This is a genomic window from Allonocardiopsis opalescens (assembly GCF_003002095.1).
GTDB classification, from domain to species: Bacteria; Actinomycetota; Actinomycetes; order Streptosporangiales; family Streptosporangiaceae; genus Allonocardiopsis; species Allonocardiopsis opalescens.
In genome coordinates this window covers 472636-496655 of the sequence record NZ_PVZC01000006.1, presented here as the reverse complement: position 1 = coordinate 496655, position 24020 = coordinate 472636, and the positions used below count along the sequence as shown (strand labels likewise).

Genomic DNA, 24020 nt, shown 5'->3' with positions numbered 1-24020 from the left:
ACCGGCCGCTCAGTTCGTGGAGGATCGCCGGCCGTGTCGCTGTCACGTTCCCTGAAGCTGCTCTCGGTGGCCTGTGTCGTGGGCGTCGTGGGCTGCGCACCGCCCGCTCAGCTCACCGAAGTCCCGTCCCTGCCCTTCGACGATTACGAGCTCTCTCGGCTCGACCACCACACGATCGAGTACGCCGCGGACCTCCTCGCCGCCGAGTGCATGCGTGATCTCGGCTTCGACTGGGAGCTGCTGCCGCCGCTCCCGGATGAGGATGTCGCCCCGCTCAACCACCGCCGCTACGGACTCTTCGAACCGCGGCTCGCCGCCAGCCACGGCTACGTCTTCGTGCGGCCGCCGGAGCTGGTCGCCCGTGACGAGGTGTGGGAGCGCCGCGAGCGGCTCCCGGCCGCCGAGCGGCGCGCGGCCCTGGGCACTGAGCACGACAACAACGGCTGTCTCGACCAGGCATACGAACGGCTTCGCGAGGATGTGCCCGAGCCGGCCGGCGGACCGGACATGAACGACTACTCCAGCGCCACGTTCGACGAGTCCGAGCGTGCCCCCGCCGTCGTGGAGGTCTTCGCGGACTGGAGCGCCTGCATGCGGGACGCCGGCTTCCGCTACTCGCATCCGTTCGACGCATCGGACGACCCCGCCTGGGCGGAGGGGCCTCGACCGTCGCCGCAGGAGATCGCCGTCGCCCAGGCCGACGTGAGCTGCAAGCACGAGACCGGCCTGGTCACGGTGTGGTCCGCGGCGGAGGCGCGGATCCAGCGCGCGCTCATCGCCGCTCACCCCGAGGACTTCGAGCACTTCCTGGACGTCAACAACGCCGAACTCGACGCCGCCCGCAGGGTGATCGACGAGCTCATGTGAACGCCATGGCACGCGTGTCTCAGTGCGACGGGCGGGCGGCGGACCGGCTCAGCGGCTGGGCGGTGGTGAGCGCGCAGGCGGCCGGGTAGCCGGCGGCCCGCTCGGGGAAGCCGGCGGCCCGGCCGCTGGCCAGGACGGTGAGGGCGCCGGTCGGCGCGGCGTCGGGCTCGGGCCGCGCGCCGAGGCGGCGCAGGGTCTGGGCGGCCACGGCGCCCGCCGCCGTCATCAGCGCCACCGGCCGGGCGAAGGCGGAGACGATGCGGTCCTGGACCAGGTCGTAGTGGGTGCAGCCGAGCACGACCACGGCGGTGTCGGCCGGGCTGCGCCCCGCCGCGTCGGCCACGGCCGCGTCGATCCGCTCGGAGTCGGCCGACTCCACCGCCTCGGCCAGCCCCGGGCAGGCGACGGCGGCCACCGGCACGCCGGCGGCGAAGCGCTCGATCAGCTCGCGCTGGTAGGCGCTGCCGGTGGTGGCCGGGGTGGCCCAGACGGCGACCGGCCCGCCGGTGGCGGCGGCCGGCTTGACGGCCGGCACCGTGCCGATCACCGGGACGCCGGGCTCGAACTCCGCCCGCAGCCGGTCCAGCGCGTGCACCGACGCGGTGTTGCAGGCCACCACGAGCGCGTCGGGCCGGTACGGCAGCGCGGCGCGGGCGCCGGCGAGGGCCCGCTCGGCGACGTCGGCCGGGGTGCGCGGCCCCCAGGGCATGTGGTCGGGGTCCATCGACAGCACCAGGTCGGCGTCGGGCCGGGCCCGCCGCAGCGCGGCGGCGGTCGACAGCAGGCCGAGTCCCGAGTCGATCAGAGCGATGCGCACCGGACCATTGTGCACCTTCGCCGCCCGCCGCCGCGGATTCCGGCGCGCCCGCAGGGTCCGGGCCGCCGGTGCGGCGAGTTGACGGGGTACGCGCCGCCCGGCGCGGCGGGCGCGCCCCCGCCGGCGCCGCCCGCACAGGTGCCGCCGCGGGCGGATCAGGGCTCTGACCAGGTGACGCGCCCCACTCGGCGGACGGGTGCCTGGACGGCGCGCCGTGGGTAAGGAGGGTGCGGCGGAGCGTATAGTCCGCAGGCAGTCCGCCCGAAAAGCAGCTGGATTTCGGTCATTACCGGCGATACGGTGACAGCTGATTCGGGCTGGAGCGCAGCAGATCCTGGCGGGCCGGGCGAGCGGAGGCGGGCACGGTGGTCGATCGAGCCACGAACGGAGAGCCGGCGACCAGCACCGGAGGAGCGGCCCCACCGCCGTCGGCGGCCGCGCACCGCCGCGCCGTCGACACCCTGCTGGCCTCCTACGCCGCGATCCCGCCGGGTGCCCCCGTGCGGCTCGCCAAGCGCACCTCCAACCTGTTCCGCTTCCGCGACGCCGGCGCGCGCGACCGAGCCAGGCGCCCGGCCGGCCTCGACGTCGGCGCCCTGAACCGCGTGCTCGGCGTCGACCCGGACGCCCGCACCGCCGAGGTCCAGGGCATGACCACCTATGAGGACCTGGTCGCGGCCACCCTGCCGCACGGCCTGATGCCGCTGGTGGTGCCGCAGCTGAAGACCATCACCCTCGGCGGCGCCGTCACCGGCCTGGGCATCGAGTCCAGCTCCTTCCGCAACGGCCTCCCGCACGAGTCCGTCCGCGAGATCGACGTTCTCACCGGCGCCGGCGAGGTCGTCACCGCCCGCCCGGACAATGAGCACCGCGAGCTGTTCCGCGGCTTTCCCAACTCCTACGGCACCCTCGGCTACGCCGTGCGGCTCACCATCGACCTGGAGCCGGTCAAGCCCTACGTGCACCTGCGCCACCTGCGGTTCACCGGCGCCGACGAGGCCATGGCCGCCTTCGAGCGGATCTGCGCCGACCGCCGGTACGACGGCGAGCCCGTCGACTTCATCGACGGCACGGTCTTCGCCCCCGGCGAGCTGTACATCACCCTGGCCGCGTTCACCGACGAGGCGCCCTGGACCAGCGACTACACCGGCCGCCGCATCTACTACCGCTCCATCGCCAACAACGGCGCCGCCGCGGCCGACGACTACCTCACCGTGCACGACTACCTGTGGCGCTGGGACACCGACTGGTTCTGGTGCTCCAAGGCGCTGGGCGTGCAGAACCCGCTGGTGCGCTCAGTGGTGCCGCGCCGCTACCTGCGCAGCGACGTCTACCGCAAGGCGGTCGCCCTCGACCGCAGGTACGGCCTGAGCGCCCGGGTGGCGCGGCTGCGCGGTCAGGCGCCGCCCGAGCCCGTCATCCAGGACATCGAGGTGACGGCCGACCGCGGCGCCGAGTTCCTGGACTTCTTCCACCGCGAGATCGGGATGGCCCCGATCTGGATGTGCCCGCTGCGGCTGCGCGAGCCCGAACCGTGGCCGCTCTACCCGCTGGAGTACGACCGGCTGTACGTGAACTTCGGCTTCTGGGGCGGGGTGCCGAGCCGCCCCGACCGGCCGGAGGGCCACCACAACCGCCTGGTCGAGGCCGAGGTGAGCAGGCTGGGCGGGCACAAGTCCCTGTACTCCGAGGCGTTCTACGACGCCGAGGAATTCTGGCGCCTCTACAACGGAGACGCCTACTGGCGGCTCAAGCGCGCTTATGACCCGGACGAACGGCTGCTGGACCTCTACGCCAAGTGCGTGCAGGACCGGTAGCCGCGCCGCCCCGGCCCGTGCCCCGCGAGGGGGCGCGGGCCGGCACCCGGCGTGGGGGCGCCGGGCGCGGGCCGACGGGAAAGGAACGATGGTGCGACTCGCTGATGTATTCGAACAGGTAGCCGGATCGGAGGCGCCGGTCCGGTTCCGCGCCTACGACGGCAGTAGCGCGGGCAGGCCCGACGCCGAGATCACGATGGTGGTGCGCACGCCGGTCGCGGTGAACTACCTGGCGCAGGCGCCGGGCGCCCTCGGCCTGGCGCGGGCCTACGTGTCCGGCCACCTCGACCTCGAGGGCGACATGTACACGGCGCTGGCGTCCATGTGGGACATGGCGTCGTCCGACGAGATCCCGCTGTCGCAGCGGCTGAAAATGCTGCGCGCGGTCGGCTGGGTGAAGCTGGTGAACCGCGTCCCGCCGCCGCCCCAGGAGATGCGCAGGACCCGGCTGCTCGGCCGCGGGCTGCGCCGCCACACCAAGGGGCGCGACGCCGAGGCCATCTCCCACCACTACGACGTCTCCAACGCCTTCTACGAGATGGTGCTGGGCCCGTCCATGGCCTACACCTGCGCCGCCTACCCGGCCGAGGACGCCACCCTGGAGCAGGCGCAGTTCCACAAGCACGACCTGGTGGCCAGGAAGCTCGGGCTCACCGAGGGCATGCGCCTGCTGGACGTGGGCTGCGGCTGGGGCGGCATGGTGATGCACGCGGCCGAGCACTACGGCGTGCGCGCGATCGGCGTCACCCTGTCCAAGCAGCAGGCCGAGTGGGCGCAGAAGACCATCGCCGAGCGCGGGCTGGGCGAACTCGCCGAGGTGCGCCACCTGGACTACCGCGACGTGCCGGAGGGGAACTTCGACGCCGTCAGCTCCATCGGGCTCACCGAGCACATCGGCAAGGCCAACCTGCCCGCCTACTTCTCCTCGCTCTACGCCAAGCTGCGCCCGGGCGGGCGGCTGCTCAACCACTGCATCACCCGCGCCCGCGACGACGAACCCAGCATGAACGCCGACGGCGTCATCAACCGCTACGTCTTCCCCGACGGCGAGCTGGAGGCGCCCGGCTACCTGGTCAGCCGGATGACCGACGCGGGCTTCGAGGTGCGCCACCTGGAGAACCTGCGCGAGCACTACGCCAAGACCCTCACCCACTGGTGCGCGAACCTGGACGAGCGCTGGGACGACGCGGTCGCCGAGGTCGGCCGGGGCACCGCCCGGGTGTGGCGGCTGTACATGGCGGGCAGCCGGCTGGGCTTCGAGCGCAACGTCGTGCAGCTGCACCAGATCCTGGGCGTGAAGCTCGGCGAGCGGGCCGCGTCCGGCTTCGAGCTGCGGCCGCGCTTCGAGCCGGACACCGGCGGGTGATCGTCCGCTCCGCGTGGGAACATTGCCGGTGTGCGCGGCGCCGGGTGCGCCCGGGGCGCGCACCCGGCGGCCCGCGCGCCGGCGGCATCCGCACGGGCGGCACCGGAGGAGGCAGGGCATGGCAGAGGGCAGCGGAAGCGGCGACGCGGGACGGAACACCGGCGGCGCGCACGCCGACGGCAAGGAGGCCGACAAGCGGCTCGCGATCGAGCTGATCGCCGCCTACACCAGCCGCGACCCCGGCGCGGTGCGCGCGGTGGTCGGCCGGATCGAGCCCACCGCGTCCCCGGGGGTGGGCTCGGAGCTGAAGATCCTGGCGTCCTTCCTGACCCTGCGGGCCCGCGAGGCCGGGGTGGTCTGGGGCCCGGAGGACGCGCGCACCGCGGTGGGCTCCACCATCGCCGGCATCCTGGAGCCCGAGCACGAGTTCGCCGTGGTGGCGTCGATGGCGGCCTTCGCCGACGGCGACGTCGAGGAGGCGACGAAGCTGACCAACGGCGACGACACCATCCTGCTGCACATGCTGGCCGCCTACGCGGCCGGCCTGGGCGGGGAGGTGTACCGCCCGGCCGAGCTGCTCGCCACACTGCGCATCGCCACCGGCATCGTCGACGAGCCGCCGGACGCGGACCGGGAGTAGCCCGGCCACGGGCGCCCCGGCGCCGCGAAGCCCGCCGCCGCGCGAGCTTGAGTAGTCTCCCGCCGCATCAGAGGATCTATCCGAGCGCGAGACTCCGCACCCGCGGACGGCGCTCTTCGACGGGAGGTCGCAGTGCGCGCATCAAGACGGCTCGCCGCCCTGGCGGTCGGCACCCTACTGCTCTCGGCGGTCGGCACGGCGCCCGGCGCCGCGGCCGATCCCGCGCCGGCGCCGCCGGACCGGGCGCCGGTGGCCACCGGCTACGGCGGGGCGGTCGCGACCGTGGACCCCGACGCCACCCGGGCCGGCATCGAGCTGCTGCGCCGCGGCGGGAACGCGGTGGACGCCGCGGTCGCGGCGGCGGCCGCTCTCGGGGTGACCGAGCCCTACTCCGGCGGGATCGGCGGCGGCGGCTTCTTCGTCTACTACGACGCCCGCAGCGGCGAGGTGCACACCATCGACGGCCGCGAGACCGCCCCGGCCGCCATGGAGGAGGACGCCTTCCTGGAGGACGGCACCCCGATCCCCTTCGCCGAGGCCGTCACCTCCGGCCTCAGCGTCGGCGCGCCCGGCACCCCCGACACCTGGGAGCGCGCCGTCGAGCGCTGGGGCCGCTCGGACCTGGACGAGGTGATGCGCCCGGCCATCCGGCTGGCCGAGGAGGGCTTCACCGTCGACGCCACCTTCCAGCAGCAGACCGCCGCCAACGCCGAGCGCTTCGCCGACTTCCCGGCCACCCGCGAGCTGTTCATGCCCGAGGGCGCGCCGCCCGAGCCCGGTACGGTGCTGCGCAACCCCGACCTGGCCGACACCTACCGCGCCTTCGCCCGGCACGGCGCCGAGGCGGTCTACTCCGGCCCCATCGCCGAGGACATCGCCGCCACCGTCCAGGAGCCGCCGCTGGACCCCGCCTCCGACCGCAACGCCCGCCCGGGCCTGCTGACCACCGAGGACCTGGCCGGGTACGAGGCCGTCGACCGCGAGCCGGTGCACAGCGAGTACCGGGGGCTGGACGTGTACGGCATGGCGCCGCCGTCCTCGGGCGGCATCGCCGTCGCCGAGACGCTGAACATCCTGGAGACCTTCGAGCTCGGCGAGCTGTCCGACGCCGACGCCCTGCACCGCTACCTGGAGGCGACCAAGCTGGCCTTCGCCGACCGCAACGCGTACGTGGGCGACCCCGCCTACGTCGACGTGCCGGTGCAGGGGCTGCTGTCCGACGAGTTCGCCGCCGAGCGCGCCTGCCTGATCGACCCGGCCGCGCCGCTGCCCGCCCCCGTCCCGGCCGGCGACCCCGCCGGCGCCGGCGGCGGCTGCCCCGAGCCGGCCGGCGCCATCGCGCCCGAGGGCGCCGAGGGCACCTCCACCACGCACCTGGTGACCAGCGACGTGTGGGGCAATGTCGTCTCCTACACCTTCACCATCGAGCAGACCGGCGGCTCGGGCATCACCGTGCCGGGCCGCGGCTTCCTGCTCAACAACGAGCTGACCGACTTCAACTTCGCCCCGGCCGTGGCCGGCGACCCCAACCTGCCCGCCCCGGGCAAGCGGCCGCGCTCCAGCATGGCGCCGACCATCGTGGTCGACGACGGGCGCCCCTGGCTGGCCCTGGGCAGCCCCGGCGGCGCCACCATCATCACCACCGTGGCGCAGACCCTGGTCAACCGGGTGGACCTCGGCCACTCGCTGCCCGAGGCGGTCGCCGCGCCGCGCGCCTCCCAGCGCAACGGCGCCCGCACCGACGCCGAGCCCGCCTTCGTGGCGAGCCCGGCCGGCCAGCGGCTCGCCGGACTCGGCCACAGCTTCAACCCCACCGCCGAGATCGGCGCCGCAGCCGCGCTGGAGTTCCTCTCCCGGCACCGGGTGCGGGCGGTGGCCGAGCCGGAGCGGCGCGGCGGCGGCCACGCCGCCGTGCGGGTGCCCAGCCCGCGCAGCTAGCGGCCGCGTCCGTCCGCCGGGCGCCGCCGCGGGGGCAGGCCCGCGGCGGCGCCCGGCGGACGCGCGGATCCTCAGCGCAGCTCGCGCTTGAGGATCTTGCCGGTCGCCGTCATCGGCAGCGCGTCGCGGAACTCCACCGTGCGCGGGTACTTGAAGGCGGCCATGTTCTCCCTGGCCCAGGCGATCAGCTCCTCCTCGGTGAGGCCGGAGTCCGCGGTGCGGATCACGAAGGCCTTGACCTCCTCGCCGTGCTGTTCGTGCGGTACGCCGACGACGGCGGCGAGGCTGACCCCGGGGTGGGTCATCAGCACCTCCTCGACCTCGCGCGGGTACACGTTGAAGCCGCCGCGGATGATCAGGTCCTTGGCGCGGTCCACGATCGTGTAGTAGCCGTCGGCGTCGCGGGTGGCGATGTCGCCGGTGCGCAGCCAGCCGTCCCGCAGCACCTCGGCGGTCGCCTCGGGGCGCTTGTAGTAGCCCTTCATCACGTTGTGGCCGCGCACCGCGATCTCGCCCGGCCCCTCGGTGACCTCCTCGCCGTCGGGCCCGACCAGCTTCATCTGGACACCCCAGATCGGGAAGCCGATCGTGCCGGGCTTGGTGGGGCGGGTGTACTGGTTGAACGAGGCGACCGGGCTGGTCTCCGAGAGGCCGTAGCCCTCCAGGACGGTCACGCCGAAGGCCGCCTCGAAGGCGCGCAGCACCTCCAGCGGCATCGGCGAGCCGCCGGACACCGCGGTGGCCAGCTCCTTGGCGGCCGCCGCCGCGTCGCGCCCCTCGGCGGCGTTGAGCAGCCCCCAGAACATCGTCGGCACGCCGGCGAAGAGGGTGACGCCCTCGCGCTCCATCAGGTCCAGCGCGGCCGAGGCGTCGAAGCGCGGCAGCAGCACCAGCCGCCCGCGCCGCAGGAAGCCGGCGTTGAGCACCACGGTCTGGCCGAAGGAGTGGAACAGCGGCAGCACCGCGAGGTAGACGTCCTGGCCGCCGTCGGTCTTCCGCTCGAACATGGTGTCGGAGACCATGGCGTTCATCAGCATGTTCAGGTGCGACAGCTCCGCGCCCTTGGGTCTGCCGGTGGTGCCGCTGGTGTACAGGATCACCGCGGTGTCCTGCGGCTCCGTCTCGACGGTCGCGAAGACCGGGCTCTGGCCGTCCAGCGCCGCCCACAGGCTCTCCGCGCCCTCGATCGCCGACTCCCTTGCGCCCGCCGACGCGGGCAGCGCGATGAAGTGCTCGCACCGCTCGGCCTGCTGGAAGCCCTCCCAGCCGCGCTGCCCCAGCGGCAGCTCGGGGGTGCCCTCGAAGCAGAACAGCGCGACCGCGTCGGAGTCGTCCAGATGGTAGGCGATCTCCCTGGCGGTGAGCAGCACGTTCAGCGGCACCACCGTGGCGCCGATCTTCAGCGCGCCGAAGTAGACGAAGGGGAAGTAGGGCAGGTTCGGGCAGGCCAGCGCCACCTTGTCGCCGCGCCGGACGCCCCGGGAGACCAGCAGGTTCGCCACCTGGTTGGCGAGCGCGTCCACCAGCGCGTAGCTGAGGCGGAGTTCGCCGAAGACCACCGCCTCGCGGTCGGGTTCCTGCCGGGCGCTGTCTTCGAGAACGACGGCGAGGTTGGTCATCGCGCCTCCTGGAGTTACCGACGGGTACTTGCCCCGTTTCTACTCCATCGGGAGACGTACGTCACGCTGCCCGCGATCAGCCCGCCGGGGTGAGGACGATCGAGACGACCGGCGGCTCGGACTCGTCGATGGCCAGCTCGGAGACCCGCCACTGCGCGCCGCCGATCTCGACGGTGTCGCCGAAGGCGAGGGTGTGCTCGGTGGTCGAGCCGTTCTCGGTGACCTCGATCTCGGCCTCGGAGCCGCCCGAGGCACCGGTGATCTCCACAGTGCCGCCGCCGTCGAGGGTGTGGGGCAGCTCGGAGTCGAGCCGGATGAAGCCGTCGTCGCTCATCCGCGGCACCGGCTCCACCTGCGCGCTGCTCTCGTCCACGTCCTCGGGCGGCGTGCCGCAGCCCGCCAGGCCGGCGGCGCAAACGGCGGCCGCGGCGGCCAGGGTGAACGGCCGGCCGGCGGACCCGAGGCCGAGGCGCGTGCGCTTCGCGTGCTTGCTGTGCATGGTCCCCCCGATGGCGTCGCTGACAGTCTCGCGACCAGATTGTTGCATCTTGGCGGGGTGCCCGTTGCCGTCCCCGCCGTCTGCCGCGCGATCGCCCCGCGGCCGCAGGGCTTGCGGCCGTCCCCGACCCCGGGCGTGCCGGGAGGCGCGCTTCCGCCTCCCGGCACGCCGTGTGCGAGCGGCTTCGGTCAGCAGGTCGGGGCGACCTGGCCGTCGGAGCCGGTGTAGACGTAGGCGTCGGCGATGTAGCCGCTGCCGATGTAGTCCCACAGGTCGCTGGTGCCGTAGGTGCCGGTGACCGACTGGCCGCGGACCTGGCACTGGATGGTCACCGTCGAGCCGTTGGCGCGGGAGCCGACGGCGGCCGAGGCGGTGGTCGGCTGGGCGCGCACGGTCAGCGCCGGGCCCGCGGTGCGCACCGTGCCCGTCGCCTCGCCGCCGCCTCCGCAGCCGTTGCTGCTGGTCACGGTGGTGTTCCCGAAGTAGCGGATCGCGAGGCCGTTGACGATGACCCGCACCGCGCTCCCGCCCGACCGCTGCTCGTAGTGCAGGTGGGGCCCGGTGGACCCGCCGGTGCTGCCGACGCTGCCGATCCGCTGCCCGACGGTGACCCGCTGCCCGACGCTCACGTTGAAGGAGGCGAGGTGCGCGTACAGGGAGGTCCAGCCGTCGCCGTGGTCGATGACGATGTACCGGCCGTAGCTGGTGCCGCCCAGGTCGCGCACGGTGGTGACCGTGCCCGAGGCGCTGGCGAGGGTGGCGCGGCCCAGGGCGCCGGAGCGCTGGAAGTCCACCGAGTTCTGCGGGTTGTGGTTGGTGCGGGTGTTGGCGTTCCACGTCTCGCCGCAGGCGAGCGGGGTCTGGAAGTTGGGGCGGGCCAGGGCGGTGGCCGAGGCCGTCGCGGTGGCGGTCGTCGCCGTGGCGGGGGCGGCCAGGGCGAGCGGTCCGACGACCAGGGCGGCGGCCGCCGCGGCGGCCAGGAGTGCGTGACGACCGGGTCTGAGCAGGCGACCGAGCCGATGGGGCATGGGGGACTCCTTAACGGGGGACGGCCGGCGCAGCTCGCCGGCACGGCCCGCTCATTCCCCGATCCACCGGTGTCCATGTGTAATGACATATGTACATTTAGCGACATAGGCGCCGATAGTGCGCTGATAACGCCACGCGTACGCACGACCACGCGATCCCCGCGGTCGACCGGGTACGTCCGCCCTCCGGTGCGAATCCGCACGCGCCCTTCCCCCGTGCGGTACTCTTCGTGTATGCGGAATCGGCTGCTCCTTAGCCAGCCGCGCCGGTGAACTGAGATCCCGACGCGGCCACCCCTCACTGCCTGAGGGGCTTTTTTGTGCCCCCGGGCCAGCCGACCCCCTGCCCAGCTAAGCGATGAGGACCAGCGATGACCGCCGTTGACCGGAGCGGAGCGGCACCGGCCGCCGACACCGACGACACCGCCGCCGTACAGGAGAAGTGGCAGGCGTACTGGGACAAGCACGACACCTTCCGGGCCGCCGACGCCGGCGGGGACGACGACCGTCCCCGCCGCTACGTCGTGGACATGTTCCCCTATCCCTCCGGTGATCTGCACATGGGCCACGCCGAGGCCTTCGCCATCGGCGACGTCATCGCGCGCTACCGCTTCCAGCGCGGCGACAACGTGCTGCACCCCATCGGCTGGGACTCCTTCGGCCTGCCGGCCGAGAACGCCGCGATCAAGCGCGACGCCCACCCCGCCGACTGGACCTACGCCAATATCGACACCCAGGCGGCGTCCTTCAAGCGGTACGGCATCTCGTTCGACTGGTCCCGACGCCTGCACACCTCCGATCCGGACTACTTCCGCTGGAACCAATGGCTGTTCCTGCGCTTCTTCGAGCGCGGTCTGGCCTACCGCGGCGGAGGCCTGGTCAACTGGTGCCCCACCGACCAGACCGTGCTGGCCAACGAGCAGGTCGTGGCGGGCCGGTGCGAGCGCTGCGGCTCCGAGGTGGTGCGCCGCTCGCTGACCCAGTGGTACTACCGGATCACCGAGTACGCCGACCGGCTGCTGGACGACATGGCGCAGCTGGAGGGAGGGTGGCCGGAAGAGATCCTGCTGATGCAGCGCAACTGGATCGGCCGCTCGCAGGGCGCCGACGTCCACTTCGCCGTCGAGGGCCGCGAGGAGCCCGTCACCGTCTTCACCACCCGGCCCGACACCCTGTACGGCGCCACCTTCTTCGTGGTCGCCGCCGACGCCCCGCTGGCCGACGAGCTGTGCGCCCCCGAGTGCCGCGACGCCTTCGACGCCTACCGGGCCCAGGTGGCGCGGCTGTCCGACATCGAGCGGCAGTCCACCGAGCGGGAGAAGACCGGCGTCTTCCTGGGCCGCTACGCCGTGAACCCGGTGAACGGCGAGCGCATCCCGGTGTGGGCGGCCGACTACGTGCTGGCCGACTACGGGCACGGCGCCATCATGGCCGTCCCCGCCCACGACCAGCGCGACCTGGACTTCGCCCGCACCTTCGACCTGCCGGTGCGGGTCGTGGTCGACACCGGGCAGCCCGACCCCGCCGAGACCGGCACCGCCACCTCGGGCGACGGCGTGCTGGTGAACTCCGGCCCGCTGGACGGCCTGGCCAAGGCCGAGGCGATCGAGCGGATCATCCAGGTGCTGGCCGAGCGCGGCACCGGCAGCGGCGCGGTGAACTACCGGCTGCGCGACTGGCTGCTGTCCCGGCAGCGCTTCTGGGGCACCCCGATCCCCATCGTGCACTGCGAGGGCTGCGGCGAGGTGCCGGTGCCCGACGACCAGCTGCCCGTCACCCTGCCCGACCTGCGCGGTGCCGACCTGGCTCCCAAGGGGATCTCACCGCTGGCCGCCGCCACCGACTGGGTGAACACCAGCTGCCCGCGCTGCGGCGGTCCCGCGCTGCGCGACACCGACACGATGGACACCTTCGTCGACTCCTCCTGGTACTTCCTGCGGTACTGCTCGCCTCGCTACGACGACGGCCCCTTCGACGTCGAGGCGGTCCGCCGCTGGGGGCCGGTCGACCAGTACGTCGGTGGCAAGGAGCACGCCACCGGCCACCTCCTGTACAGCCGGTTCTTCACCAAGGTGCTGTACGACATGGGCCTGGTGGACTTCACCGAGCCCTTCAAGCGGCTGCTGAACCAGGGCCAGGTCATCCTGAACGGCTCGGCCATGTCCAAGAGCACCGGCAACCTCGTCGACCTCGGTGCCGAGATCGACGACTACGGGGTGGACGCCGTGCGGCTGTGCATGCTGTTCGCCGGGCCGCCCGAGGACGACATCGACTGGGCCGACGTCTCTCCTGCCGCCTCGGTGCGTTTCCTCAACAGGGCGCTTCGGGTCATGACCGAGGCGGGCGCGGCCAGCGCTCCCGGTACGGACCCCGGCACCGGCGATCTGGAACTGCGCAAGGTCACGCACCGCACCATCCACCAGATCACCCAGCTGCTCGAGGTCAACCGGTTCAATGTCGCGATCGCCCGCATTATGGAACTGGTGACCGCTGCCCGCCGCGTGATCGACTCCGGTCCTGGTGCGGCGGATCCAGCGGTGCGCGAAGCGGCCGAGACCATCGCCGTCACCTTGTCGCTGTTCGCTCCCTATGTTGCTGAAGAGGGCTGGGAGCGGCTGGGCCACGCCCCGTCGGTGGCCATCGGCAACTGGCGCGCCGCCGATCCCGCACTCCTGGTGCAGGAGACCGTGACGGCCGTGGTGCAGGTCGCCGGGAAGGTGCGCGACCGCCTGGAGGTCGGCCCGGAGATCTCAGCGGCCGAACTGGAGCGGCTGGCCCTGGCCTCGGCCAAGGTGAGCGCGCATCTGGGCGGCGTACCGCCGCGCAAGGTGATCGTACGCGCGCCCAAGCTGGTCAACATCGTGCCGGGCTGACGCTCCTCCTGTCCTTGGCGGGTGCGCTCGTTCAGGGTCCTTCGGAAACGGGTGGGCTGCAGGAAAGCAAGGAAGGAAGGCCGCGGCCCGCGTACGTCGAACGGAGAAGCGTGTATGCGACGCCGGCACTTCCCTGCATCATCCCGGGGTAGGCGACCGCAGAAGGCAGACGCGGGTTCTGCGGCTGTGAGAGGAGTCGGGTGAGCGCGGCACCCGCTGGCGGCAGATCAGGCTCAGGCTCTTGAGGTCCTGAGCCCGGTCTGTCGCGCAGGCTCGCCAACACGTCGGCGACGGCTGCTTGCCCGCAGCACAGGGAGCGGCCCTGGACCAGGTCCTGGTGATCGAGGATCCAGGCGACCACCTCGTCGGCGAAGGGGCAGCGCTCCCCAGTGGACCGCTCGGTATCGAGCAGGGCCGCGGCCGCGCCGACCAGTCCCCGGCACCAACTGACGGCCGCGAAGGACCGGGCTTTCACACAGAGCTCGAAGAGCTTCTCACCGGTTTCCAGCATGCGCTGATGCCATGCGGCTTGAGGTGCGCCAAGGGCATGAGCGACCCGCGTCGCCGAGAAGACCAGACCCAACCGTCCGTGGGCCATGCCCATCTCGGACAGTGTCTCCGCCCCGCTCCCGCCGAGGATTCCTCCTTCGAGACGACGTAGCACGCGTGCCAGCAAGCCGTCGTCAGCAGCGGAAAGCCCAGATCCGCGTAGTGCGGTGAGGGTGAGTGCCATTCCCGCGGCACCTCCGACGACGTCGGCACCAAGGCTCTCGGGTTCGAAGCGGGCCTGGGACACGTACCGGTCGACAAGGGACAGAGCCTCCTCCACGTTCGGCGAGGGGACGTACTGGTACGCGACCCACAGTGCGTACAGGTCGGAGACCCCGCCGGTGAACCCGTTCCACAAGTCCGTCGTATCGGCGTTGTACATGTGGGATATGGCTCGCGCGATGTCGGACGTGGCTCGGAAAAGACGCTCGTCGCCGGTGAGCTTCCAGTGGGAGGCGTAGCAGAGCGCCAGCCCGGAGAGGCCGGAGTACAGGCCCTGGCTCAAGGGGGCCACGGTCACAAGGTCGTTGTGCGGGGCGAAGGACGCTCCTAGCAATCCGACCGTTCGTCCATCGTGAACGATGTGCCGAGAAAGGCAATCGTCGATGTATCTTCCTGCGAGTGCGATCACCTCTTCGTCGAACCGGCCCTGATGCCGCGGTTGGAGTAGGACGGATCCCACGTCTGTTGTGGCCGCAACGGGCGGATTGACCGCCATCTCTATTATTGCGAGTTGCTTCTCGGCCGCACCGGCGCCGAACTCTCCACTCTTCCTGCCGGCTCGTGCGACAGCGCTCTCGCCAGGGGCCGTTCCCAGGTTTTCGCCGGACGACGAGCGCAGTTCATTGCTTCTCGCGTTAATGGTGAAGTACGGGATGTCTCCCGATGAGATATCAAAGGCTTCGGCGTCGGCCATCTTCTTGTGCAGGGCAGACCCGCTTCGCCTCGGCCATTCCTGTAGCTTGCTGATCGATCGCCTGCGGTCTCCTTCTCGGCGAAGGGAGGCTGCTGCGACCGATTCTGAAAGCAGTCGCGCGTACGCGTTCGTCCGGCGGGCGAGGAAACGAAGTTCTGTTATGCAGTTCAGGTCCCTCGCGAGTCCGTTCGACCTCACATACCGGTCGATGGCGGTATGGCATTCGATGTACCCGCCTCTGAGCGCTGTCAGCAGCGAAGCGCGTTCGCCTGGACCTGCGTGGCCCAGGAGGGCGCTGACGACTCCGATGGAGCGCCAAGCCCCATCGGTCTTGAGTACGTAGCCGGTCACCGCGGAAGTCGAGAGAACGGTGTCGGCGACCTCATTCCACCAAGGGACGAAAGAAGCGCACTGCCGAGGGCGTGTCGCGTCGAGTCCGGGGGACAGGACCGTCTCGCAGTCGATGAGCAGTGGGCCGTGCGCGGAGAAGCGGACGTTCTCTCGGTGCACGTCCGTGGCCCCCAGGCGGTGGGCGGCGGCGAGCAGGCAGCCGGTCTGTGCGGCCAGCGCCAACGGCGGCAGGACATCGAAACGGTCAGGTACATACTCCATCCAGCCATGGGAGCCGCGGTCCCAGACACGGGCGGATCCGAGCAGGGGCCGGTCCGCCTTCGCATTGACGGCCCGGCACCAGCGTTGCCAGAAGGCCTCAGGCGCGAGTGAACGCGGCTTGTACACCAGGCGCGTGCCGTCCGTGAACGACACGATCAGTACCTGGCGTCCACCACGGTGGGAATCGGACAGCCCTCCGCTGAGCCCCGCGACCGACGTCCAGGTGTACTCCGGAAGCGGGTCCGCCAGCGATGCCGCGTCCAGTTCTCTGAGGAATCTTCCGTAGAAAGACCTGAGCCTTCCGGCTCGATTCCTCAGGAACGGTCCGATCGCGAAGAGCTGCATCGTGGCGGACGTGTCGTCGCTCGATTCGCGTGCGGTGAACTCGTCTCCGAAGCGACGTATCCGGCTTGCCGATGCGTCGTGAGGGACCGTGGTCTCCACGAGCGCCTGCCATGTCGCTCTGAATGCACTGCCGAAAAGGAAGGTGAGATCCCTTGCGATGATGCCCGTCAGTTCTCGTTCGAGCAGTCGCGGTTCGCACAGGCGTGCAAGTGTTGTGGGGGAGAGCCGAACTATCTCCTGGGCCAGGGTCTCGGCTCTGCGGTCCATGACCCTGGCCCAGGGTTCAGCAGCGGGTCGGCTCTCCGCAGGCGATGTTCCCAGGGCTCAGCAGCCGCATCGGGAATCGACGGAGTCGTTGGGGGTGACCCGGTCGGTCTCCGAGGGGGTCAGTTCGTCTGCGGAAATACAGTCGTCGCCCTCCAGGTTGAGATCAAGCCAATTACCGATTGTCTCGATATCTGCCGTGTAGTGGTCCATCGGCGCGCAGCTCCAGAGGGCGTCTGACCCATTCCGTACTCCTACGGAGATTCCGCCACTTCCGAAGAGCTGTCAAGGACGGAGCCGGCTGCCCAGTTCCAGCGGGTCCTGCGCGCCGCGCGTCACACCCGCCGCAGCACCGCCACCACCCGGCCCAGGATGGTCGCCTCGTCGCCCGGGATGGGGGAGTAGGCGTCATTGCGCGGCAGTAGCCAGACGTGGTCGGGCTCGCGCTTGAGCGCCTTGACCGTGGCCTCGCCGTCGATCATCGCGGCCACGATGTCGCCGTTCTCGGCGTCGGGCTGCTGCCGGACCACGACCAGGTCGCCATCGGCGATGGCGGCGTCGATCATGGAGTCGCCGACCACCTTGAGCATGAACAGGGTGCCCTCGCCCACGATCTGCTTGGGCAGGGTCAGTACGTCCTCGACGGCCTCCTCGGCCAGGATCGGCCCACCGGCCGCGATCCGGCCCAGGATGGGCACCTGGGCGGCGTGCTCGGCCGCGCTCCCGTCCTCGGCATCGGCAGCCACCTCCTCGGCGCCGCGGCCGGCCGGCAGGGTGCCGGTGACGGCGGAGTCGCCCGGCAGCCGCACCTCCACCGCACGCGGGCGGTTGGGGTCGCGGCGCAGGAAGCCCTTGCGCTGGAGCGTGGTGAGCTGGTGGGACACGCTGGAGGTGCTGGTCAGGCCGACGGCCTCGCCGATCTCGCGCATCGAGGGCGGGTACCCGCGCCGCTCCACGGACTCGCGGATGACCTCCAGCACGCGGCGCTGGCGCTCGGTGAGGCCGGAGTTGTCGTCTCCCGCCTCGCGCACCTGGGCTGAGGCCGCCGGGCGGGTCACCCGTGAGGCCGCCGGGGTGCGGCTCGTCCGGTGGGCTGCCCTGCTCTCGTCCGGCACGGCCGGCCTCCTCGCTCGGAATCGGCGCGCAGCGGCTCCGGGGGCGCCCCGCGCGGGGCGCCGGCACCGGGTTCGTACGGCCTTCGTCGGCTCACTGTTGTCTGTCGGCTCACACTGTCGCTCGGCTCACACCGCCGCTCGGTCCGGCCCGGCCGGCCGCCGACATGCGAGCGGACCTCTCTGCACGCCATACGCCCAGCGGGCGCGGCCTTTGCGGTCCGTGCACGCCGAATTCGACACTAGCGGCTGGCGCTATAGAGATCAAACAGATGTTCGAAAATTCCGGGAGTGTCGCGCCGGAATCCGGGTCCGGATGCGGTACTAATCGTACAGACGTTCGAATCGAACTCCCGTTCGAAGGGGGCCGTCGTGCGAAGAACTGACGACACCGCGTCCTGTCCGCCCGCCGCCGCGCCGCGATCGCATCCGTGGGACCTCTACGACTGGGCCCGCGATGTCCCCGAGTGGCGCCCCACCGGCCACAAGCGGTCGGCCGGCGCCGGGGCGCCGCGCCGGGGCGATCTCAGGCTCACCCGCAGGGGGCGGGTGGTGCTGCTGCTCATGGCCTGCGCCCTGCTGGTCGTCGCCCTCGGCGCGGGAGCGGCCAGCGCCGGCGGGGGAACCGCCGCCGCACCGTCGGCCGACCCGCCGAGCCGGACCGTCGTGGTCGGCGACGGCGACACACTATGGTGGATCGCCGCCGAGGCCGCGCCCGGCGCCGACCCCGCTCCGGTGATCCGCTGCATCATGGCGCTCAACGGGCTCTCCACCTCTTTCCTGCGGGCCGGGCAGCAGCTGGAGGTGCCGGTCGGCGGCCCCGCGGCCGACTGCCCCCGCTGAGCCGCGGCCCTCGCCGCCGGGCCCGTTCGCGGCACCGCGCGCCCGCCGCGCCGGGCGCGGCCGACTTGCGCGATCACTGGTGACCGTCATAGGTTGGGACCACAACATCTAGTAGACTTATTCGTGTTGAGAGCCTACAGATTGTGATCCGGGCGGGGGGCTCCGGTGTTTTTCGGCGCGCGCGCTGCGCCGGGCGCCGAGATCCCGTACGGGGCTAGGGACCAACTGAGGAGGCGCGGCGCATGCACTGCCCGTTCTGCCGGCACCCCGACAGCCGGGTGATCGACAGCCGCGCCTCCGACGACGGAACCGCGATCCGGCGGCGGCGCCAGTGCCAGGCGTGCGGCCGGCGGTTCTCCACCCAGGAGACGGTGCTGATGATGGTGGCCAAGCGGAGCGGGGTCACCGAGCCGTTCTCCCGGGACAAGATCATCGCCGGCGTGCGCCGGGCCTGCCAGGGGCGGCCGGTCGGCGAGGACGACCTCGCCATGCTCGGCCAGCGGGTCGAGGCCGACCTCCGCTCGCGCGGCAGCGCCGAGATCCCCGCCCACGACATCGGCCTCGCCATCCTGGGGCCGCTGCGCGAGCTGGACGAGGTCGCGTACCTGATGTTCGCGTCGGTCTACCGGGGCTTCGAGTCCCTGGCCGACTTCGAGAACGAGATCCAGGTACTGCGGGCCGGCCGGGAACCGCAGGACGCCGGCCCCTGAGCCCCAGGGTCGGCCCGTCCCGGCCGGCCCGACCCCGCCCTCGCGGCACAAAGCAATCACGCGGAGCGCGCCGTGCCGGCGCGCGCCCGCGGCGTCGATCGTCCGTACGACTAGGGGGACCACATGACCGAGACGGTGAGCGGCCCGACCGCCCGCAGGGGCAAGCAGGGCAAGGCGGCGCCCGAGGCCGAGGGCGCGGGCGGCCGCCGGGCCAGGGGCAAGGGGCTCACCATGCGCCGGGTGTTCACCACCCCGGGCACGCACCCCTACGACGAGCTGGAGTGGGAGCGCCGCGACGTCGTCATGACGAACTGGCGCGACGGCACCGTCAACTTCGAGCAGCGCGGCGTGGAGTTCCCCGCCTCCTGGTCGATCAACGCCTCCAACATCGTCGCCTCCAAGTACTTCCGCGGCGCCGTGGGCACCCCCCAGCGGGAATGGAGCCTCAAGCAGCTGATCGACCGCGTGGTCGGCCGCTACACCGCCACCGGCCTGGAGTACGGCTACTTCGCCACCGAGGACGACGCCGAGATCTTCGACCACGAGCTGAAGTACGCCCTCGCCAACCAGCTGTTCAGCTTCAACTCGCCGGTGTGGTTCAACGTCGGCACCTCCTCCAAGCAGCAGGTCTCGGCCTGTTTCATCCTCGCGGTCGACGACGCGATGGAGTCCATCCTGGACTGGTACAAGGAGGAGGGGCTGATCTTCAAGGGCGGCTCCGGCTCGGGCGTGAACCTCTCCCGGATCCGCTCCAGCAAGGAGCTGCTGTCCTCCGGCGGCACCGCCAGCGGCCCCGTCTCCTTCATGCGCGGCGCCGACGCCTCGGCCGGCACCATCAAGTCCGGCGGCGCCACCCGCCGCGCGGCCAAGATGGTCGTCCTCGACGTCGACCACCCCGACATCGAGGAGTTCATCCAAACCAAGGCGCGCGAGGAGGACAAGATCCGCGCCCTGCGCGACGCCGGCTTCGACATGGACCTGGGCGGACGGGATATCGCCAGCGTCCAGTACCAGAATGCCAACAATTCCGTCCGCGTCTCCGACGAGTTCATGCGCGCCGTCGAGGACGGCAAGGACTTCGGCCTGCGCGCCCGGATGACCGGCGAGGTCATCGAGCGCGTCGACGCCAAGAAGCTGTTCCGCCGGATGGCGCAGGCCGCCTGGGAGTGCGCCGACCCCGGCGTGCAGTACGACGACACCATCCAGGACTGGCACACCACCCCCGAGAGCGGGCGGATCAGCGCCAGCAACCCCTGCTCGGAGTACGTCCACCTGGACAACTCCTCCTGCAACCTGGCCTCGATCAACCTGCTCAAGTTCCTGCGCGAGGACGACAGCTTCGACATCGACCGGTTCACCCGGCTGGTGGAGTTCGTCATCACCGCGATGGACATCTCGATCACCTTCGCCGACTTCCCGACCGAGAAGATCGGCGAGACCACCCGCGCCTTCCGGCAGCTCGGCATCGGCTACGCCAACCTCGGCGCGCTGCTGATGGCCCTCGGCCACGCCTACGACTCCGAGGGCGGCCGCTCGCTGGCCGCCGCCATCACCTCGCTGATGACCGGCACCGCCTACCGCCGCTCCGCCGAACTGGCCGGCGTCGTCGGCGCCTACGACGGCTACGCCAAGAACGCCGACGCGCACAAGCGGGTGATGCGCAAGCACGCCGCCGCCAACGACAACCTGCGCCCGGTCGCCACCCTCGACCGCCGCATCGGCGAGGCGGCCGCCAAGGAGTGGTCCGCCGGGCTCTCGATCGGCGAGAAGAGCGGCTGGCGCAACGCGCAGGCCAGCCTGCTGGCGCCCACCGGCACCATCGGCTTCATGATGGACTGCGACACCACCGGTATCGAGCCGGACTTCTCGCTGGTCAAGTTCAAGAAGCTGGTCGGCGGCGGCTCGATGCAGATCGTGAACCGCACCGTCCCGCGGGCGCTGAAGAACCTCGGGTACCAGCAGGAGCAGGCCGAGGCGATCGTGGAGTACATCGCCGAGAACGGCCATGTCGTGGACGCGCCGGGGCTGCGGCCGGAGCACTACGAGGTCTTCGACACCGCCATGGGGCGGCGCTTCATCGAGCCGATGGGCCACGTCCGGATGATGGCCGCGGTGCAGCCCTTCCTGTCCGGCGCGATCAGCAAGACGGTGAACGTGCCCGAGACGGCGACCGTCGAGGACTTCGAGCGCATCTACTTCGAGGGCTGGAAGCTCGGCCTCAAGGCGCTCGCGGTCTACCGCGACAACTGCAAGGTGGGCCAGCCGCTGTCCAGCGGCAAGGGCGAGGAGAAGGCCGAGGCGGCGCCCGAGCCGAAGGTCATCGAGGTGAACCGCCCGGTGCGGCGGCGGCTGCCCAAGAAGCGGCCCAGCCAGACGGTGTCCTTCGCCGTCGGCGGCGCCGAGGGCTACCTCACCGCGGGCTCCTACCCCGACGACGGCCTGGGCGAGGTCTTCCTGAAGCTGGGCAAGCAGGGGTCCACCCTGGCCGGCGTGATGGACGCGTTCTCGATGGCCATCTCCATCGCGCTGCAGTACGGGGTGCCGCTGGACAAGTACGTCGAGAAGTTCACCAACATGCGCTTCGAGCCGGCCGGTCTCACCGACGACCCCGACATCCGCATGGCCCAGTCGGTGATCGACTACGTCTTCCGCCGGCTGGCGCTGGACTACCTGCCGTACGAGGAGCGCGCGGCGCTGGGCATCCTGTCCGCCGACGAGCGCACCGCCAAGCTCAACGATGAGGACCCCAGCGCCCTGGCCGCCGAGGTGGAGGGCTACCGCCAGTCCACCCCGACCGCCTCGGCCGCCGGCTCCGCCCCGGCCGAGGCGGCCGGAGTCCGCGAGGCTCCCGCCGACGCGCACACCTCCACCGAGCTGCTCGAACTCAAGCTCGGCCAGACCGCGGACGCCCCGCTCTGCGTCACCTGCGGCACCAAGATGCGCCCGGCCGGCAGCTGCTACGCCTGCGAGGGCTGCGGCTCCACCAGCGGGTGCAGCTGACCGGATCCGGCCGCTGAGGCCGGGTCGGGTCCGGGTCGGGGCCGCGGCGCTTGCCGCGGCCCCGACTCCGCCTCGCTGAGGCTCGCTGGCAGACTGGGAACGTGACCACCACGGATGCCGTCGAGACCTTCGAAGGGCAGCGCGGACGGCTGTTCGGGCTCGCGTACCGGCTGCTCGGCTCGGCCGCGGAGGCCGAGGACGCGGTGCAGGAGGCCTTCCTGCGCTGGAACGGGGCGGACCAGGAGCAGATCGCCTCACCGCCGGCCTGGCTGACCAAGGTCGTCACCAATCTCTGCCTCACCGCGCTCACCTCCGCGCGGGCGCGGCGCGAGCGCTACGTCGGGCCGTGGCTGCCCGAGCCGGTGGAGACCTCCGGCGACGCGCTCGGCCCGCTCGACACGGTGGAGCGGCGCGACTCCGTCTCCTTCGCGCTGCTGGTGCTGCTGGAACGGCTCACCCCCGCCGAGCGCGCCGTGTTCGTGCTGCGCGAGGCCTTCGGCTACGGCTACGGCGACATCGCGCGGACCCTGGACCTGTCCGAGCCCAACTGCCGCCAGCTCTACCACCGGGCCGGGGAGCGGGTGCGCGAGGGGCGCGCCCGCTTCGGCGCCGACGACGGCAAGCGCCGCGAGCTGGTCGAACGCTTCCTCGACGCGGCCCAGGACGGCGAGCTGCGCGGCCTGGAGGAGCTGCTCGCCGCCGACGTCACCATCTGGTCCGACGGCGGCGGCAAGGTCTCCGCGGCGCGCCGCCCGATCACCGGCCGCGACAAGGTGCTCCGCCTGCTGGAGGGCGTCGCCCGGCACTTCGTCCGGATGCGCGTGGAGCGCGCCGAGATCAACGGCGGGTCCGCGCTGCTGTTCTGGACCGGTGACGAGCTGCGCATGGTCCTCGTCCCCGACCTGACCGACGACGGCACCGCGGTCAGCGATCTGCGGCTGGTGGCCAACCCCGACAAGCTGGAGCACCTGGCCCGGCGGCTCGGCGGCGTGACCCCGCGCGACCTGGCCTGGCCGTAGCCGGGAGCCGCGGCCGTCCGGCCCGGTGCCCGGAAGGTCCGCTTCGGACGGTTTGCCGGCGGGGCCGCTGGGAATGCGGGTGGCACGCGCGGATCGGAGGCACCACCATGCGCATCGCGGACGTGTTGCGGAGCAAGGGATCGGCGGTGGCCACGGTGGCCCCGGAGACGACGGTGCGGCAGCTGCTGGCCCGGCTGGCCGAGCACAACATCGGCGCCGTCGTCGTGGTCGAGGAGGGCACCGAGGCGCCGCCGGCCGGGATCGTCTCGGAGCGGGACGTGGTCAGGCGGCTGCACGAGCAGGGCGCCGGCCTGCTGGACCGGCCGGTCTCGGAGATCATGACGACCTCGGTCGTCACCTGCGGCCCCGACGACACCGTCGACAGCCTGACCATCACGATGACCGAGGGGCGCTTCCGGCACCTGCCCGTCCTCGACGGCGGGCGGCTGGTCGGGATCGTCAGCATCGGCGACGTGGTCAAGAGCCGGATCAGCCAGCTCGAACACGACCACCAGCAGCTCGAGGCGTACATCACCGGGGGCTGAGCAGCGGCGCCCGGCGGGCCGCAGGCCCCGACTCTCCGACGCGTGTGCACACACCGTCGCTCCATGCGCGCGTACGATCACTCGGTGTGATGGAATTCGTCGTATCGGCTGTGCGGACGGTAAGGTCGCGGTCCCCGTACGTGAGTGCGGGACGGTTCGGGGTGCCGCTCGACGCCTCCGCCGCGGCAGGACGCCGCCGGAGCGATGCCGAGCGCAACCGCGAGGGGAAGGGAAAGCCGATGGCCGACGCACCGACAGACCAGCCGGTACGCACCATGGAGGCGCGCGAACTGGTGGCCGAGTTCGAGGCCGCCGTGAACGCCGCCGATCCCGACCGGGCCGCCGCCCTCGCCGTCGAGGACGTCGCGGTGGCCGGCCCGCAGGCCGCCGCCGGCGGCGGCCGCGCCCTGCTGCGCGACTGGGTGGGCGCCTCGGGGATCCAGCTCCACGCCGAGCAGGTCTTCCAGTTCGGCGACAAGATCATCGCCGAGCAGACGGCGCGGGTGCCGGTCGAGGACGGCGGCGCGCTCGGCGAGCCCGAGGAGACCGCCACCCTCTTCACCCTGCGCGACGGCCGCATCACCGGCGTCTACCGCTACGGCGACCTCTCCGCCGCCCTGATGGGCGCCACCAAGGTCTGA

General features: G+C 71.9%; 18 protein-coding genes. 12 read left to right on the top strand and 6 right to left on the bottom strand.

Annotated features, from left to right (window positions below; translation table 11 throughout):
• Positions 1 to 33: 33 nt before the first annotated feature.
• Positions 34 to 867 carry a hypothetical protein gene (locus tag CLV72_RS21725; RefSeq protein WP_106249417.1) on the top strand — a complete coding sequence of 278 codons (834 nt, stop codon included), beginning with the start codon at positions 34 to 36 and terminating at the stop codon, positions 865 to 867.
• Between the two features lie 19 nt (positions 868 to 886).
• Here the strand turns inward: CLV72_RS21725 and CLV72_RS21720 are convergent, their stop codons facing one another.
• Positions 887 to 1684, bottom strand: coding sequence for a glutamate racemase (locus tag CLV72_RS21720; protein WP_106249414.1), 798 nt, complete (start codon positions 1682 to 1684; stop codon positions 887 to 889).
• 461 nt (positions 1685 to 2145) lie between these two features.
• Here CLV72_RS21720 and CLV72_RS21715 point away from each other — a divergent pair, with 461 nt between their 5' ends.
• The 4 genes from CLV72_RS21715 (at position 2146) to ggt (ending at position 7445) form a co-directional block, all read left to right on the top strand.
• The gene (locus CLV72_RS21715) at positions 2146 to 3501 is read left to right on the top strand and encodes an FAD-binding oxidoreductase (protein ID WP_211303029.1); all 1356 of its coding nucleotides are present in this window, start codon (positions 2146 to 2148) and stop codon (positions 3499 to 3501) included.
• Between the two features lie 91 nt (positions 3502 to 3592).
• The gene (locus tag CLV72_RS21710) at positions 3593 to 4867 is read left to right on the top strand and encodes an SAM-dependent methyltransferase (RefSeq protein ID WP_106249678.1); all 1275 of its coding nucleotides are present in this window, start codon (positions 3593 to 3595) and stop codon (positions 4865 to 4867) included.
• Between the two features lie 118 nt (positions 4868 to 4985).
• Positions 4986 to 5507: a hypothetical protein gene (locus CLV72_RS21705; protein WP_106249409.1), complete on the top strand. Its 522-nt coding sequence runs from the start codon at positions 4986 to 4988 to the stop codon at positions 5505 to 5507.
• 132 nt (positions 5508 to 5639) lie between these two features.
• On the top strand, positions 5640 to 7445 hold the full coding sequence (gene ggt, locus CLV72_RS21700; protein ID WP_245930354.1) for a gamma-glutamyltransferase: 1806 nt from the start codon (positions 5640 to 5642) through the stop codon (positions 7443 to 7445).
• A gap of 71 nt (positions 7446 to 7516) precedes the next feature.
• Here the strand turns inward: ggt and CLV72_RS21695 are convergent, their stop codons facing one another.
• From CLV72_RS21695 to CLV72_RS21685, 3 genes are all read right to left on the bottom strand, one after another.
• The gene (locus tag CLV72_RS21695) at positions 7517 to 9064 is read right to left on the bottom strand and encodes a long-chain-fatty-acid--CoA ligase (protein ID WP_106249406.1); all 1548 of its coding nucleotides are present in this window, start codon (positions 9062 to 9064) and stop codon (positions 7517 to 7519) included.
• 76 nt (positions 9065 to 9140) lie between these two features.
• Positions 9141 to 9563, bottom strand: coding sequence for a DUF6406 domain-containing protein (locus tag CLV72_RS21690; protein ID WP_106249404.1), 423 nt, complete (start codon positions 9561 to 9563; stop codon positions 9141 to 9143).
• Between the two features lie 188 nt (positions 9564 to 9751).
• Positions 9752 to 10591: a M23 family metallopeptidase gene (locus tag CLV72_RS21685; RefSeq protein WP_106249402.1), complete on the bottom strand. Its 840-nt coding sequence runs from the start codon at positions 10589 to 10591 to the stop codon at positions 9752 to 9754.
• A 371-nt stretch (positions 10592 to 10962) separates the two neighbouring features.
• Here CLV72_RS21685 and leuS point away from each other — a divergent pair, with 371 nt between their 5' ends.
• Entirely contained in the window at positions 10963 to 13464 is a 2502-nt protein-coding gene (leuS, locus tag CLV72_RS21680) for a leucine--tRNA ligase (RefSeq protein WP_106249400.1), read from the top strand.
• Positions 13465 to 13495: 31 nt separating this feature from the next.
• Here the strand turns inward: leuS and CLV72_RS21675 are convergent, their stop codons facing one another.
• Positions 13496 to 16153, bottom strand: coding sequence for a DUF4135 domain-containing protein (locus CLV72_RS21675; protein ID WP_106249398.1), 2658 nt, complete (start codon positions 16151 to 16153; stop codon positions 13496 to 13498).
• 332 nt (positions 16154 to 16485) lie between these two features.
• Complete coding sequence (gene lexA / locus CLV72_RS21670) at positions 16486 to 17208, bottom strand: transcriptional repressor LexA (protein WP_245930374.1); 723 nt, start codon at positions 17206 to 17208, stop codon at positions 16486 to 16488.
• Between the two features lie 426 nt (positions 17209 to 17634).
• On the opposite strand from lexA, the gene CLV72_RS31840 reads away from it, so the two are divergent.
• The 6 genes from CLV72_RS31840 to CLV72_RS21640 all read left to right on the top strand — a co-directional run bounded on the left by CLV72_RS31840 (position 17635) and on the right by CLV72_RS21640 (position 24020).
• Positions 17635 to 18105: a LysM peptidoglycan-binding domain-containing protein gene (locus CLV72_RS31840; protein ID WP_146159517.1), complete on the top strand. Its 471-nt coding sequence runs from the start codon at positions 17635 to 17637 to the stop codon at positions 18103 to 18105.
• 242 nt (positions 18106 to 18347) lie between these two features.
• On the top strand, positions 18348 to 18815 hold the full coding sequence (nrdR, locus tag CLV72_RS21660; RefSeq protein ID WP_106249389.1) for a transcriptional regulator NrdR: 468 nt from the start codon (positions 18348 to 18350) through the stop codon (positions 18813 to 18815).
• 123 nt (positions 18816 to 18938) lie between these two features.
• The gene (locus tag CLV72_RS21655) at positions 18939 to 21815 is read left to right on the top strand and encodes a vitamin B12-dependent ribonucleotide reductase (protein WP_106249387.1); all 2877 of its coding nucleotides are present in this window, start codon (positions 18939 to 18941) and stop codon (positions 21813 to 21815) included.
• 101 nt (positions 21816 to 21916) lie between these two features.
• Positions 21917 to 22834 carry an RNA polymerase sigma-70 factor gene (locus CLV72_RS21650; protein WP_106249384.1) on the top strand — a complete coding sequence of 306 codons (918 nt, stop codon included), beginning with the start codon at positions 21917 to 21919 and terminating at the stop codon, positions 22832 to 22834.
• A gap of 107 nt (positions 22835 to 22941) precedes the next feature.
• The gene (locus CLV72_RS21645) at positions 22942 to 23379 is read left to right on the top strand and encodes a CBS domain-containing protein (protein WP_106249382.1); all 438 of its coding nucleotides are present in this window, start codon (positions 22942 to 22944) and stop codon (positions 23377 to 23379) included.
• A gap of 239 nt (positions 23380 to 23618) precedes the next feature.
• Entirely contained in the window at positions 23619 to 24020 is a 402-nt protein-coding gene (locus tag CLV72_RS21640; protein WP_106249380.1) for a nuclear transport factor 2 family protein, read from the top strand.

What these genes read in the sequence shown, in the direction of transcription:
- CLV72_RS21685 (WP_106249402.1), bottom strand. Translation starts at nt 10,591, where the DNA reads ATGCCCCATCGGCTCGGTCGCCTGCTCAGACCCGGTCGTCACGCACTC.
- CLV72_RS21690 (WP_106249404.1), bottom strand. Translation starts at nt 9,563, where the DNA reads ATGCACAGCAAGCACGCGAAGCGCACGCGCCTCGGCCTCGGGTCCGCC.
- CLV72_RS21695 (WP_106249406.1), bottom strand. Translation starts at nt 9,064, where the DNA reads ATGACCAACCTCGCCGTCGTTCTCGAAGACAGCGCCCGGCAGGAACCC.
- CLV72_RS21675 (WP_106249398.1), bottom strand. Translation starts at nt 16,153, where the DNA reads ATGGACCGCAGAGCCGAGACCCTGGCCCAGGAGATAGTTCGGCTCTCC.
- CLV72_RS21640 (WP_106249380.1), top strand. Translation starts at nt 23,619, where the DNA reads ATGGCCGACGCACCGACAGACCAGCCGGTACGCACCATGGAGGCGCGC.
- CLV72_RS21645 (WP_106249382.1), top strand. Translation starts at nt 22,942, where the DNA reads ATGCGCATCGCGGACGTGTTGCGGAGCAAGGGATCGGCGGTGGCCACG.
- CLV72_RS21705 (WP_106249409.1), top strand. Translation starts at nt 4,986, where the DNA reads ATGGCAGAGGGCAGCGGAAGCGGCGACGCGGGACGGAACACCGGCGGC.
- leuS (WP_106249400.1), top strand. Translation starts at nt 10,963, where the DNA reads ATGACCGCCGTTGACCGGAGCGGAGCGGCACCGGCCGCCGACACCGAC.
- CLV72_RS21655 (WP_106249387.1), top strand. Translation starts at nt 18,939, where the DNA reads ATGACCGAGACGGTGAGCGGCCCGACCGCCCGCAGGGGCAAGCAGGGC.
- nrdR (WP_106249389.1), top strand. Translation starts at nt 18,348, where the DNA reads ATGCACTGCCCGTTCTGCCGGCACCCCGACAGCCGGGTGATCGACAGC.